This is a genomic window from Nodosilinea sp. FACHB-131 (assembly GCF_014695395.1).
In the GTDB taxonomy this organism is placed as follows: Bacteria; Cyanobacteriota; Cyanobacteriia; order Phormidesmidales; family Phormidesmidaceae; genus Nodosilinea.
The window spans coordinates 64,027-78,120 of the sequence record NZ_JACJOF010000022.1 but is presented as its reverse complement, the minus strand read 5'-3'; the positions used below and the strand labels follow the sequence as shown (position 1 = coordinate 78,120).

The 14,094-nt window shown below is 55.2% G+C and carries 5 protein-coding genes; 3 read left to right on the top strand and 2 right to left on the bottom strand.

The genetic code is table 11. The features are described from left to right. The first annotated feature begins 69 nt into the window (after nt 1–69). Together H6F75_RS28510 and H6F75_RS13775 are read left to right on the top strand one after the other, a co-directional pair. On the top strand, nt 70–195 hold the full coding sequence (locus H6F75_RS28510; RefSeq protein ID WP_277874266.1) for a hypothetical protein: 126 nt from the start codon (nt 70–72) through the stop codon (nt 193–195). Between the two features lie 945 nt (nt 196–1,140). After that, nucleotides 1,141–6,921: a DUF4347 domain-containing protein gene (locus H6F75_RS13775; protein ID WP_190753051.1), complete on the top strand. Its 5,781-nt coding sequence runs from the start codon at nt 1,141–1,143 to the stop codon at nt 6,919–6,921. A 256-nt stretch (nt 6,922–7,177) separates the two neighbouring features. Here the strand turns inward: H6F75_RS13775 and H6F75_RS13770 are convergent, their stop codons facing one another. Then, nucleotides 7,178–8,572 carry a Na+/H+ antiporter NhaC family protein gene (locus H6F75_RS13770; protein ID WP_190753050.1) on the bottom strand — a complete coding sequence of 465 codons (1,395 nt, stop codon included), beginning with the start codon at nt 8,570–8,572 and terminating at the stop codon, nt 7,178–7,180. Between the two features lie 261 nt (nt 8,573–8,833). Further along, on the bottom strand, nt 8,834–12,847 hold the full coding sequence (locus H6F75_RS13765) for a PAS domain S-box protein (RefSeq protein WP_190753049.1): 4,014 nt from the start codon (nt 12,845–12,847) through the stop codon (nt 8,834–8,836). A 488-nt stretch (nt 12,848–13,335) separates the two neighbouring features. Here H6F75_RS13765 and H6F75_RS13760 point away from each other — a divergent pair, with 488 nt between their 5' ends. Then, on the top strand, nt 13,336–13,965 hold the full coding sequence (locus tag H6F75_RS13760; protein ID WP_190753048.1) for a DUF1176 domain-containing protein: 630 nt from the start codon (nt 13,336–13,338) through the stop codon (nt 13,963–13,965). The last annotated feature ends 129 nt before the right edge of the window (nt 13,966–14,094 follow it).

The following is a 14,094-nucleotide window of genomic DNA, read 5'->3' as shown; positions in this document are numbered from 1 at the left end:
TAACCCACGATGTTGAGCAAGAGCTAAAACGCCGAGATATTTGGGTTTGAAATAGAGAATCTTCATAGCTTGCGGTCAAGTCCTATTACCCCGCATAGTAAATCACGGCTCGAATCGCTGCTGGTAGGCGGCGATCGCAGCGAGCTGCGCCCCAGACTACTGGCTCAGCAGAGCCAGGTGAGTGAGTACCGCTGAAATGCACCTGCGTCAGCGGATAGCAGGCTTAAGAGCAAAGCGATGGTGCGAAAGCTTAGGGCTATCGCGGCTACTGTTATCCAAAAAATAGGGGTTTTCTCTTAACTACGGGCTGCCAGTAATCCTAATCCGGAGAGAAATGACCGTATTTTCAACTAGTAGCTTAAAGGAGCAAATTAGGCTGAAGGGCAGACCATTGCGATCGCCTAGCCAAGTTGTTTTGTACCCAAACAGCACCACACCCATCGAGAGAACTTGCTCCTACATCAGGGAAATTACTGTACTTTATAGCTAAATTTTGTGACTTTCTTCATAGAGACAAAGATATAAAAGGTGCGAAAAAAGTGGGCCACTAACAAAGTTTGAGTGACGGTTTGTAACACGATCAGATGCTTGAGATTTCTTGACGAGAATAGGGCACATTCACTAGAGGGATATGCTTTCGGTGGCGAATAACCTTTGACAGCTTTTCCTCTCTTGTGTTTAATCCACTCTTCGGAAAGGATCCGTGTATGTTTTAAGCCCAGGCTATCTTCGTTCTATTTTCTAACTTGAATCTGTTGGCACACTCTATGCTTTAGATTTCTGAGCTATAAACTTTTTAATTTTATTGCTCAAGCAACAATAACTTCATCAATCCTTGAGTTGCTTTGTAGTAATCTAAAAAAAAATCTAGGCCCACACCAAATTGGCTTAATTCACCTCAATTTATTAGTAGCCTTGGTCTGCCGCAAACGAAGCAAAGCCTGCTAACTAATTCAGTTGTAGCCGTTTAATACTTGTTGGGAAAAAGCCGATTTTCTCCCAAGATTTTGTTTGCCTGCCATTATTTTCGAGATTGCAGCGTGGCCTTTCAGGTTCATCGGCTGCTGGTTTTTCAGCGCCTCATCGCTCTTGAAACACCAGCGAAACCCAAAATCTCGCTCATTCCACTAGGAGTACACAATGTTTCAGCATGCCCAGTCCGTTGTTTTTATCGACGCCAACGTTAGCGACGTTCAACACCTTGTAAGTGGTGTGTTGCCTGATGTTGCTGTCAAGGTGTTAGCTGCCGATGTGGATGGTATTGCTCAGATTACCAACTACCTTGAGGCTTACCCCACCAGCACTGTGCATCTTGTCTCCCACGGTGCTCCTGGTGTTTTGCACTTGGGCAACACTCAGCTCAATCTGACTAATTTAGAGAACCATGCTCAAGCGCTACGGTCGTGGTTCTCTCCTCAAATCTCAAACCCTACCCTGCTGCTCTACGGCTGCAACGTCGCTGCCGGAGATGCGGGCGAAGAATTTATTGAAAAGCTGCACCAGCTAACCGGTGCTGGGATCGCTGCTTCTCGCCAGGTGATTGGTCAAGGGTACTGGTCGTTAGAGGTTAGTCCGACTCAGACCACTGCCCTCGCCCCCTTTAGCGCTCCCGTACTCGCCTCCTGGGCCGGCAATCTAGCTCCCATCATTAATAATCTCAGCAATTCATCCTATAGCGAGCAAGGTCCTGCCTATATCCTGGATAACGACATCACCTTCTCCGGAGGTACAAACTACAAGGGTGGGTATGTCGAGTTTAGCCTCAGTACAGCCACTTCGTCTGACTTTTTGACCTTAACGACAGATGGCAGCCCAGCTACCGGCAACGGTCAAATCTCGATTGTTGGCAATGCTGTCTATGTAGGGAATGGCAGTGCCGCCTCGGTTATCGGCAATGTTGACTCCACGTTTGATGGCCAAAATGGTCAAAAATTGCGTATTAACTTCTCCGCCGGCTTCGAGAATGGCAACTTCAATTTGGGTACAGCTGGAAGCACGACGATCACAGGTTGGACCGGTGTCAACCAGCAGGTAAGGTTCGGCATCGATACGATTGCCGGGTCGCCCACCCCCACCGATACGACCTTCCCGGTTAATAACGTTGATCGAGGTCAAAATACACCTACTAACCCAGGAACGTTTAGCACAGTACTCAGTAGTACCCAGAACGATGGGAGCGGCAATTCTGTTCAGTTAAGAAGTTCTGGCATTCAGACCCGGACTGGCTATGATATCGTGCGTGGCCCGTCTATTTATAGCAACAGCACGGTGCAACTGTCAGTTGGCGACCAGGTCTCTTTTGAATGGCAGGCGCAGGGTGGCGGTGATGCCTATGATGTTTACGGCTATCTTGTTGACGTCAACACGGGCAATATTGTTACGATCCTTAACCAGACGGGAAATAGTGACACTGCCTCGACGACGTGGGCAACCCAAACCGTCAACATTACTCAAGCAGGGGAATATCGGTTCGTTTTCGTTGCGGGCACGTTCGACTTTACGGGTGGTCGAGCGGCAGGGGCACAGCTCTTTATTGATGATGTGGTCGTAACCCAGGCCGTAGTACCGGTAAACCCCAATGACAGCATGCTGTCTGTGATCGCTCAAAGGGTTAAGTATAACAACACGTCTGATGCCCCTGAGCTATCGAAAACGCTGACCGTCTCAGCCAAGAATAATCTTGGTGAGACCGCCAGTAGCACGGCCACGATCACGATTACCCCCGTCAACGACCCATACACAGGCGGCGTGACCCTCAGTGGTACAGCAGAGCAAGGTTCACTGCTCACTGCCACGTCTACCTTGGTAGATCCTGATGGCCTGGGCACCTTGAACTACCAGTGGCAGCAGTCTACGGACGGCATGACCTGGGCGACCATTGCTGGGGCAACGGCGAGTACGTTTACGCCCACCCAAGCCCAAGTTGGCCAGTTTGTGCGGTCGCAGGTAAGCTATACCGACGGCGGCGGAACCCTCGCAACCGTTAGCAGCACTGTTGTCAAAGTTAACAACATGCCTACTGGCGGCGTGACCCTCAGCGGTACAGCAGGGCAGGGTTCACTGCTCACCGCGACCTCTACTCTGTCCGATGCCGATGGGTTGGGCACCTTGAACTATAAGTGGCAGCAGTCCACCGACGGCATTACCTGGACAACGATTGCTGGAGCTACGGCCAGTACCTTTACCCTCACCCAAGCCCAGGTCAACCAGTTCGTGCGATCGCAGGTCAGCTACACAGATGGTGACGGCCGCCTCGAAACTGTTAACAGCAATGCCACGGCAACCAAAATTGCCAACGTTAATGACCCACCCACGGGCGGTGTGACCCTCAGCGGTACAGCAGCACAGAGTTCACTGCTCACCGCGACCTCTACTCTGGGGGATGTCGATGGCCTCGGCGCTTTGAACTATAAGTGGGAGCAGTCGACCGATGGCATGACCTGGTCGACTATTGCTGGGGCTACAGCCAGCACCTTTACGCTCACCCAGGCGCAGGTTGGCCAGTTCGTGCGATCACAGGTTAGTTACACCGATGGCGGCGGCAACCTTGAAACCGTTAACAGCAATACCACGGCAACCAAAGTGGCCAACGTTAACGACGCACCCACGGGCAGCCTGGTCCTGAGCGGTACAGCAGCGCAGAATTCACAGCTCACCGCGACCTCTAGCGTGGGAGATCCCGATGGCCTCGGCGCTTTGAACTATAAGTGGCAGCAGTCTGCTGATGGCATCAACTGGACAACGATTGCTGGGGCTACGGCCAGTACCTTTACCCTTACCCAAGCGCAGGTCAACCAGTTCGTGCGATCGCAGGTCAGCTATACCGACGGCGGTGGCACCCTCGAAACTGTTAACAGCAATGCTACCGCCACCAAAGTCGCCAACGTTAACGACGCACCCATGGGCGGCATCGCTGCCAGCGGCACTGCTGCACAAAATGCTGTTCTCACCGTCGATACCTCTGCCCTGGGCGATGCCGATGGCCTGGGCACCTTAAATTACAAGTGGCAGCAGTCTACCGATGGCATTACCTGGACGACTATCTCTGGCGCAACAGCGAGTACGTTTACGCTTACCCAGGCGCAGGTTGGTCAGTTTGTGCGAGCGCAGGTGAGCTACACCGACGGTGGCGGCACCCTCGAAACGGTTTCTAGCAATGCCACAGCCACCACAATCGCTAACGTCAACGATTCTCCTGGTGGTTTGAGCGTTGCAAAGGTATACCGCACTTCTATCGATAGTAATGTCAATAACTTTGAGGTTTACGACCCAACAACCAACGTTTGGAGTGCCCTAAACCCCATCACTACCTCTACTCAGCTGGCAGTCTCAGCCGATAACGAGTTGTACATGCTGAACAACGCCACCAACGTTATTCAGCGCTACAACCCTGACACTGATACTTGGGTCAATGTGCAGGCTGGGCCAAATGTGAATTGGGGCTCTGGCAACTTAGAGGTTACCAACAATAATGAGTTTATCCTTACAGCCCAAGGACAAACTACCCTTTACTACACCCAAGGTGGGACTTGGAATTCTTTGGCGTTGCCTGGGCAAGCGTCTACAGCGGCAGACTATGACCCAATAACAGGTAAGTTTGTAGTTAGCCAAAATGGTCAGTACGTTGCTTGGGAAGTAAACCTAGCCACTGCTACCATCACGACGTTTAATATTGATGGCCAGATTGGCTCCGGCGAAACTCGTCGATTCGGCGAAATTTACGATGGGCGCTACTATTCGCAGGGTTTTGAATACCCAATTTATGCCTACGACTTAGCCAACAACACGCTGGCGCTTGAGCAGGTTAGCCCCGCTAACAACCCTGTAGGCAGGTGGCTGTCGGCGGCAGTAGATGCAGGCGAGGGTCTATTTTATCTAAATGGATATAACAGTACCAACTTCTCTAGTTGGGACCCTGTGACCAATACCTTTGTCGCCCTGGCCCCAGCGTTAACAGCAAGCGGCCACAATACTCTAGCTGCTACGTCGGTTGGTGCTCCTGTTACCCTCAGTGGTGCTCCCCAGCAAAACAGCGTACTTACCGCAAACACATCCAATTTAGTAGACCTAGATGGACTGGGTGTACTCAACTACCAGTGGCAGCAGTCTAGCGATGGCATCACCTGGACGGCGATCGCTGGTGCCACAGCCAGTACCCTTACCCTCACCCAAGAGCGCGTAGGTCAGTTTGTGCGGGCGCGGGTGAGCTACGTCGATGGCTTTGGCGCTGCTGAAGAGGTCTTTAGCGCTTCTACAGCTAGCAAAATTGCCAACGTTAACGACCTACCTACAGGTGGCGTCACCCTCACCGGTACTGCGGAGCAAGGCTCATTGCTCACAGCTACTTCCACTCTGGGAGACCTCGATGGACTGGGCACCTTAAACTACCAGTGGCAGCAGTCCACCGATGGCATCACCTGGGCAACGATTGCTGGGGCCACGGCCAGTACCTTTACCCTCACCCAAGCCCAAGTTGGCCAGTTTGTGCGATCGCAGGTGAGCTTCACCGACGGCGGCGGCACCCTCGAAACCGTTAACAGCAATGCCACGGTAGCCAAAATAGCCAATGTCAACGACGCACCCACGGGAGGCGTCACCATCAATGGCACCGTCTCCCAGGGTCAAATCCTAACCGCAAATACTTCTACCCTGGGAGATGCTGATGGCCTTGGTACCTTGAACTACCAGTGGCAGCAATCTAGCGATGGTAACAGCTGGACGGCTATCGCTGGGGCTACGGCCAATACTTTTACCCTCACCCAGGGGCAGGTCGGCCAGTTTGTGCGATCGCGGGTGAGCTACACCGATGGCGGTGGTACCGCTGAATCGGTCTTAAGCAATGCTACGGCAACTAAAGTAGCCAATGTCAACGACGCACCTACGGGCAGCGTCACCATCAACGGCACCGTCGCCCAGGGTCAAATCCTAACCGCAAATACCTCTACCCTGGCTGATGCTGATGGCTTAGGCACTCTGAGCTATCAGTGGAAACAATCTAGCGATGGCATTACCTGGAGCAACATTGACGGCGCGACTGGTAATACCTTTAGCCCCCGCAATGCTCAGGTAAACCAGTTTTTGCAGGTAGCGGTGAGCTACGTGGATGGACAGGGCACTTCAGAGTCGCTGACGAGTGCGTCCACTAGCGGGGGCGTCGTGAAGTTCAACGCCACCTCTGACTTTAACGGCGACGGTTCTGTCGACATCTTTTGGCGGCATCAGAACGTTGGAGAGTCAGTATTCTGGCTAATGGACAACATCAACTTTTCCAGAGGTGATTTTCTCTCGCCGGCTGTAACAGACGTCACCTGGGACATTAAGGCATTGGGTGACCTCAATGGCGACGGTCAATCCGATCTAATCTGGCAACACAAAGTCTCTAATCAGGTCGCTGTTTGGCTCATGGACGGGGTTAACCTTATGTCTAGCGCTCTTGTACCTACTGCTGGTACTGCTGGCTGGAAGGTGGCTGCATCTGGCGACTTCAACGACGATAGTAAAGACGATATCCTCTGGCGCAACACCAATACGGGTGGGCTTGCGGTCTGGTTTATGGATGGCACTAACCTAGTCTCTGGAGAGTTGATTAGCGTCAATCCAGGCCTCGATTGGGAGGTGGGGGCTGTCGGCGACTTTACCAAAGATGGCAATGTGGACATTTTCTGGGAACACCGCACTGCTGGTGTCAACGTGTTCTGGGAAATGGATGGTACTACCCTTGTTAAGGGTTATGAAACCACTGCTGCTGAAGCCAGCTGGAAGGCGAAGGGAGCCGCTGACTTTAACCAGGATGGTAACCTAGATCTTCTCTGGCACCATCCAGGATCTGGAGAAAATGTACTGTGGCTTATGGATGGTACAAAGCTAGATAAGGGCGTTGTGTTACCCACTACGGAAGTTAGCTGGAACCCTGTCGTGTAGTTGCGAGCGGTAGGTTGCTGAGTCGGGGTAGCTGACTGCTCCGACGTTAGTCCTCAGACCCAAGCGACTTTAAACCCATAGCCTTGGTACAGGCTATGGGTTTTTAGCTTTTCTAAGGTATTGAAACCACCTGCCGACCCTTCACCTACGGCGCTTTGCCCACATCAACGAGTTGCTCTACAGTTCTGGCAACCTCATAGGACTCCTGACCCAATGGGTGCAAAAACCAGTTCTAGCGAGGCAAGGGGTAGCAGGACTAAAGATCCCCCTTAAAGTGATCAAACTCAGCCACGGGTTGTTTGCTTGGGGGCAAGTTGCCTAGGGGCTCACCCGGAGACGATCGCCCCCTCAACCAAACCAGACTCATGAGCGGTAGCAGGTAGAGATAGCAGGCAAAGGGAATAAAGCCCGCGTTCACCCCAAGAATGGTGGCAGGGACTAGCCCAGCGATGTTCCAGGGAATCAGCGGGGAGATCACCACGACGGTATTTTCTAGGTCGAGGGCCAGTGCTGGGGGCGGGGCATCGGTGCGGTGGTAGGTGGGGCCGAGCAGCTGCTGGGTCAGCAAAATGGCGATGGTTTGGGTACAGCCAAAGGCAGCCGAAAGGGTGCCAACCAGGGTGGTAGCCCGAAGGCGATCGCCCGGCGTTTTCACCCGTTCCAGCGATCGCTCCAGCCGTTGCAGCAGCTGCGTTTCGGCAAAAATGCCTACAAAGGCCGTGGAGATCACCACCACCAGCGACACCCGCAGCATTGCCGCCACGCCGCCGCCCAGCACAATGGCGCTGAGCGGCGAGTCAGCCTCAAGGTGAAACCCGGTGAGTAGATATTGCAGCACCTGCCAGCCGCTGTAGTGCTGATGGGCGATCGCCAGGGCGATCGCTGTGGCGGTGCTGGCCACCATGGCCCGCTGCACCGCCACTCGCCGCAGCGACAGCAACACCATGACCCCCGCCGGCAGCAGCGCCACTGGGCCCAGGCGAAACTCGGCTGCCAGGTCGGCCACCAGGCTCGACTCGGCCAGTGGCACTGGGGCGAACCCGGCAAAGCCGGCATAGATTGCGATCGCCAGTCCCAGGGGCAGCAGCGAGGTGCGCCACATGCGGCGAATGTTGTCGTATAAGTCGGTGCGGGTGATAGCAGCAATTAGCAGAGCGCTGGAGGACATCGGTGAGGCGCGATCGCCCACGTAGGCCCCCGCAATAATTGCTCCGGCAATCAGGGGGCGAGCAAACCCGCTAGTTTCGCCCTCGGCCACCATAATCATCAGTGCCACCCCCACGGTGCCCACGGTGCCAAAGGACGTGCCCAGTAGCAGCGACACGGCGCTGGCTAATCCAAAGGCCACCAGTACAAAACTGTGGGGCGTCACCACCTGGAGGCCGTAGTACACCAGCGTTGGCACCGTGCCCGCCGCCATCCAGCTGGCGGTGACGGCACCAATAATCAGCAGCACCCCGATCACGGGCAGGGCTTTTTGGCTGCCCCTCCACCCCATCGTCGCCAGCGCCCGCAGCGAAAAGCCTCGCCTTCGCAGCACCCCCACAAATAAGGCCATGGCCAGCAGCAGCGGATAGGCGATAAATATGCCCCGCACCGCACTCAGCAGCAGCAACCCAAACGACAGCCCAAAGGCCAGCCCAATATCCATAGCGGGGGATCCACCGAAAACAGCCTGCGTTTAGCCTAACGAAGGGCGATCGCCTCAGCAAAATCCTCCGTCTATCCTGGCCATCGATGCTGTCGATGGGCGATCGCCCCCGCCACCGCTGAAACCTTGCCTAGTATTTGACCAAGCGGTATAGGGTTCAAGGTACAAGGTTTAAGGCAAGGCGTAACCCTAAAACCCTGCACCTTGAACCTTATACCCCCCTCGCCATCTTTGACCTAGCAAACCACTAGGGCGATCGCCTCACTCCAAAGGCCCACTGTAAGCGGTACGTCTGACCATAGCCAGTTCTGTCACCGCCAGCAGCAGCCTTTCGGGCTCAATGGGTTTAGTCATATGTTGCTGAAAGCCATTGGCCAAGGCGCGGTGGCGATCCTCCTCGCGGGCAAAGGCGGTCACAGCGATCGCCGGTACCTGGCTGCCATATTCAGGCGGTAAGTGGCGAATCTGTTGCAGCAGGGCGTAGCCATCCATGTCGGGCATGGCGATGTCACAGACCAAGACATCGGGCTCAAAATTGGCCAAATGGGGCAAAACCTCATGGGCCGAAGCCACGACTCTGACCTCGGCCCCGTACTGACTCAGCACCGCAGCAATTAAATCGAGGCTGTCTTGGCTGTCATCAACGGCGAGCACTTTGATTCCCGTTAAGTCGATGACGGTGGGCAGCCGGGGCTCCTCAAGAGACGGAATGGCGGCATCGGTCATTAGCGGCAGCCGCAGGGTAAAGGTTGACCCCTGCCCCTCGCCCGGGCTATCGGCGACAATGCTGCCGCCGTGGGCTTCGACCAAGTACTTAACAATCGACAGCCCTAGCCCCAGCCCACCATATTGGCGAGTAATTGACACATCTTCCTGGCGAAACGAGTCAAAGAGCTGCGGCAAAAACTCGCGGCTAATGCCCTTGCCGGTATCGCTGATGGTCACCTGGGCGCAACCGTTTACCGCTTCAAGGTACAGCTCGATTTGCCCGCCCTGGGGCGTAAATTTAACCGCGTTAGACAACAGATTCCAGACCACCTGCTGTAGGCGGGTGCTGTCTCCTCTGACCAGGCAGTTGTCGGCTAGGGTGGAGTGCAGCGCGATCGCTTTGGCCTGCACGGCGGTTCTTACCACATCGATAGAGGCCTCAATCACCGAAGCCAAATTGATCGCAATATCGCTAATCTCAAGCTTGCCCCGCAGAATTTTAGCCACATCGAGCAGGTCGTCGATCAACTGGGTTTGCAGCTTGGCGTTGCGCTCGATGGTCGCCAGGGCGCGACGAGTTTTGTCGGCGTCGAGCTGATTGGTCTGAAGCAGTTTAGCCCAGCCCAAAATGGGGTTGAGCGGCGACCTGAGTTCATGGGAGAGAATTGCCAAAAACTCGTCTTTGGTGCGATTGGCCCGTTCCGCATTTTCCCGCGCCGTCTGCTCGCGCTCTAGCAGCTGCTTGCGCTCGGTGACATCGCTGGCCGCTCCAAACCATTCCACAATTTCATTGTGCTCGTTGAGTAGCGGCACCGCCCGCGACACGGTCCAGCCCACGGTGCCGTCTGGTCGCAACACCTGGTGTTCTAGCTCAAAGGGGCGCTTGTCGCCAATGGCCTGCTGAATGGCCTCCTGCACTCGCGGGCGATCGCCTTGGGGAATGTAGGTGTCTAGCCATGAGCGATTGGGGCGATCGGTGTTGGGTAGAAACGCCTGGCCATCAATGCTATACATCTCGCTCCAGTCGGCGCTCATTTTATATAGCGTGTCTGAGCTAGCGGTGACGAGCAGGCGAAACTGGGCTTCGCTTTGGCTCAGCCGCGCTTCGGCCTGGGCGCGCTCGACGGCCGCCCAGGTGCGCTCGGCGGTTTCGTGAATCAGCGAAATTTCAAGGGCCGTCCAGTCGTGGGGGACCGCATGACTGACGTTGAACACCGCGACGAGCTGGTAGTCTTTGACCAGGGGAATGCAGACCAGGGCACCCATGCCCAAGGCTTGAAACTGGGCCTGTTCGGTTGAAGTCAGCATCGTGGTGTTGGCCACGTCGGCCAGCAACAGCGGATGCCCCGTGCGCAGCAGCGTATGCACAGTCGAGAAATCTTTAAACCGATAATCCCCCACCATGCTGGGCTCGTCGTCTTGCCTATAGTCGTGGTGAACGATACCCGTTAGAGTGGCTTCGTTGTATTCGTAGTAGTAAACGCGGCTGGCGTTTAATTCTTCGCCAATCAGGCGGCAGGCGGTTGCCTGCACTTCGAGGGGGTCGGTCAGCACCCGCAGCGCATCGGCCAGAATGACGCGAAACGCATCTAGTTTGGCCGCTCGGTGCAGCCGGGCCTCGGCCTCTTTGGCACCGGTGATATCTTGAAAGAGCACGGCCACTTTGCGCTCGTGGGGGGCACCAACGCGAAAGGCGTTGACGTCGAACCATCGACCCATCGACTGGGCATGGTCTTCAAAGCGCATGGGGTCGCCGGTGAGCGCAACTCGGCCGTAGATGTCGAACCAAAAGGGTTCGATATTGGGCACCAGCTCGCGCATGGTTTTACCGAGGGCGTTGACTAGCCCCGACTGCCGCTCAAAGACCGGATTGGTCTCGATATAGCGGTAGTCAATGGGCCGATCTTGCTCGTCGAAGATCATCTGCAAAATGCAAAAGCCCTCGTCCATGGAGTTAAATAGCGATCGATATTTGGCCTCTGAGGCGCTCAGGGCGGCTTCAGCTAGCTTGCGATCGTGGATGTCGACTAGGGTGCCAAACCAGCGCACAATCTGGTCAGTCTGCGGATCTCGATAGGGTTCAGCCTGAATCAAAAACCAGTGGTAGAAGCCAGCCTCTGAGCGGATGCGGTGCTCAGCCCTAAATAAACTCCCGCTCTCCATGGCCCGTCTGAAGGTGTTCAGCGTTATGGTGATGTCGTCTGGATGGACGCAGCTGATCAGCGCCTCTATTGCTGTCGTCGGCTCGCTATCGGCCCCCGTATATCTCCTCCACTGCTGGTTAACGAACTCGACTCGGCCGGCTGCATCGGCAATCCAGATTACTTCTGGCACCGTGTTGGCCATCAGGCGAAACCGTTCTTCGCTCTCTTGCAGTGAGGCGGCGGCGCGCTGGCGTTCGGTGATGTTGCGGGTCGAGCCCACCACCGCCTGCGCTGAGCCCTCGGGGTCAGTCAGCGGGGTGAGGATATATTCGTAGACGCCGCTGATGCCGGTTGGGCTGGTGTATGAAATCTCATCTCTGACGGGTTGAGCGGTGGTAAACACCTGCTCAATCTGTTGCTGAAGTTTGGCCGCCAGCGACTCGGGGTAGTTGAGGTCAAAGAAATTTTTCCCGACCACATCTTCTAACGACAATCCCCACAGGTCGAGCATGGGTTGGTTAGCAAACACAAAGCGGCCCTGGCGATCGAAGAGGTAGACAAAATCGCTGATGGCCGAAAGCATGGCATCAAAGATGTGCGATTGCTCGACGAGATCGTCATAGCTGTTGTCGAGGGCGGCCTCAGACTGCTTGAGCGCGCTGATGTCAACGGCTGTGCCGTAGCTCACCTGCTGCTCAGTATCCAGCTGACAGCGCCAGCGCAGCCAGCGATAGGTGCCGTCTCGACGGCGATAGCGGTTTTCAAAAGCCAAAATTTCGCTGCCGGAGAGCAGGGTTTCTGCCGCTGCGATCGATGGGGCGACATCTTCTGGATGAATGAACTCAAGCCAGGGGCGGGCGGTCATTTCGGCGATCGTCCAACCCAGCACCTGTTCAAAGGTGGGGCTCACCCAACGAAAATAGCCGTCGTAGCCGGCGATCGCCTGTAGATCTGACCCCACAGCAAGAAACCGTTCTCGATCCTGCGCTCTGGGGTAGGTGACTGAGTGAGCGCAGGGCATCACCCCATCAAGAGCCCGCCAAAGCTGATCAGCGGTGAACTCATCGCGACACAGATAGTCTATCGCCCCCAGTTTCATTGCCTGGATGGCTGCACTGACATTGTTCTCGCCGATCACAATGATTGGCGGACACCGATGGCGCAGCTGGGCCTTAAGCTGTTGCACTAGCTCAAAACTGCGGCTGTCGGGATGGTGAGACTCTAAAAGAATGCCATCGATTTGCTGGGTTTTACACAGGTCTAGAATTGGGCCGTCATACAGTTGAGCCACAACCTGATACAACAGTTCACCATGCTGCTGCAAGAGCTGCTGATAGATATCGGCTCTGCCGTAAACCCGATCTAGAACCAGAACGGTGCGTTGGTTGTGAGTTGGCTCCGTGGAGCCATCGAGGTTTGCCATTATAGGGAATCATGCCCCCGCCGCCGTTCTAAGGAACGAAAGCCTACTCCTAAAACGACGGCAAACGGCTTCTGGATACGCTTCGTCAGCTGCCTTAGGGTGCAAACGAGGTAACCCGCTTCCAGCTGCAATCGAGAGAGGGAAGAGGGTGTCCGCGTTGACAGCATAGGCTTCAGATTTTGGGAGCTAGTAGTTTTGTTCAGATTTTATCGGCTTTTCCCGATTGCGTTAATCCACCCACAGACTGTCTTTAGAACCTTTTCTTACCGCCGAAGAAGGAGCGGAATGGGGCTGTGGAAGGCGGCTGGGATCGAAGTTAGCTACTACCGGGGCGGGAATGCTGTGGCAAAAGACCGAAAATAAAATAGCAACAAGGAAGAAGGGTGCCTAATGAGCTTGGATTTTGGGCTGTCTTAACTCAGCCTTCACCGGCTATAGCAAAATAGGATGATAGCAATTCAATTGGCGATCGCGCTGAGGAGCACCGAGTGAGACAACGTAACGCCCAGGGCATCATGGCGGCTTTGGTGATGATTGCGATCGCCGGGTGCAACGCTCCGCCAACCCCCGATCCTGAGGGATCAGCCCCAGCCCGAGCGGAGTCGGGTGCTGCCGGTGACCCCGATAGCAAAAACAGTTTGCCTGCGGACGAGGCGATTCTGCAAACCGTTTATGACCAGGTCGAAAGCCTCGACCTCTGCGATGGGTTTTACCAGCCCGAGGTCGCCCAAGCAGAATCTCGGGTCTATCGGACAGGCGATCGCGCCTTGGTGGAGCTGGTCTGCGCCAACGCCGCCTACCAGTCGGTCTACGCCTACGTGGCTTACCAACCCGACGGCGCGTGGCAGCCGCTGTCGCTCGATGTGTTTTATCCCGATGAAACCGGGCAGTTTGTGCGTAGCAGCGAGGGCACCGTAGGCGGCCTGGCCACCTTTGACCCCGACCAAGAGCTGCTGACGGTATTTAGCAAGGCGCGGGGCGTTGGCGACTGTGGCTCCTTGGCCGACTACCGCTGGTCGGGAAGCGAGCTAGAGCTAGAAACCTTCCGCTACCAGGAGTGCAGCGACTCGGCTGAAGAGTTTGTTGAGCCTGCTGACTATCCCCAGGTCTATCCCTAAACCCATCTAGCGCTATTACGCTGCGGCAAAAATGCCCCTACTGTTCAGAATGCTAAATACCTGTACCCTAAGGATTTTTCACTTTGAATTTTGCATTTTGAACCCCGCGTAGCGGTACTAGGATAACCG

Bases quoted from the DNA above. Each gene is read 5' to 3' on its own strand.
- H6F75_RS13775 (WP_190753051.1), top strand. From the start codon at position 1,141: ATGTTTCAGCATGCCCAGTCCGTTGTTTTTATCGACGCCAACGTTAGC.
- H6F75_RS13770 (WP_190753050.1), bottom strand. From the start codon at position 8,572: ATGGATATTGGGCTGGCCTTTGGGCTGTCGTTTGGGTTGCTGCTGCTG.
- H6F75_RS13765 (WP_190753049.1), bottom strand. From the start codon at position 12,847: ATGGCAAACCTCGATGGCTCCACGGAGCCAACTCACAACCAACGCACC.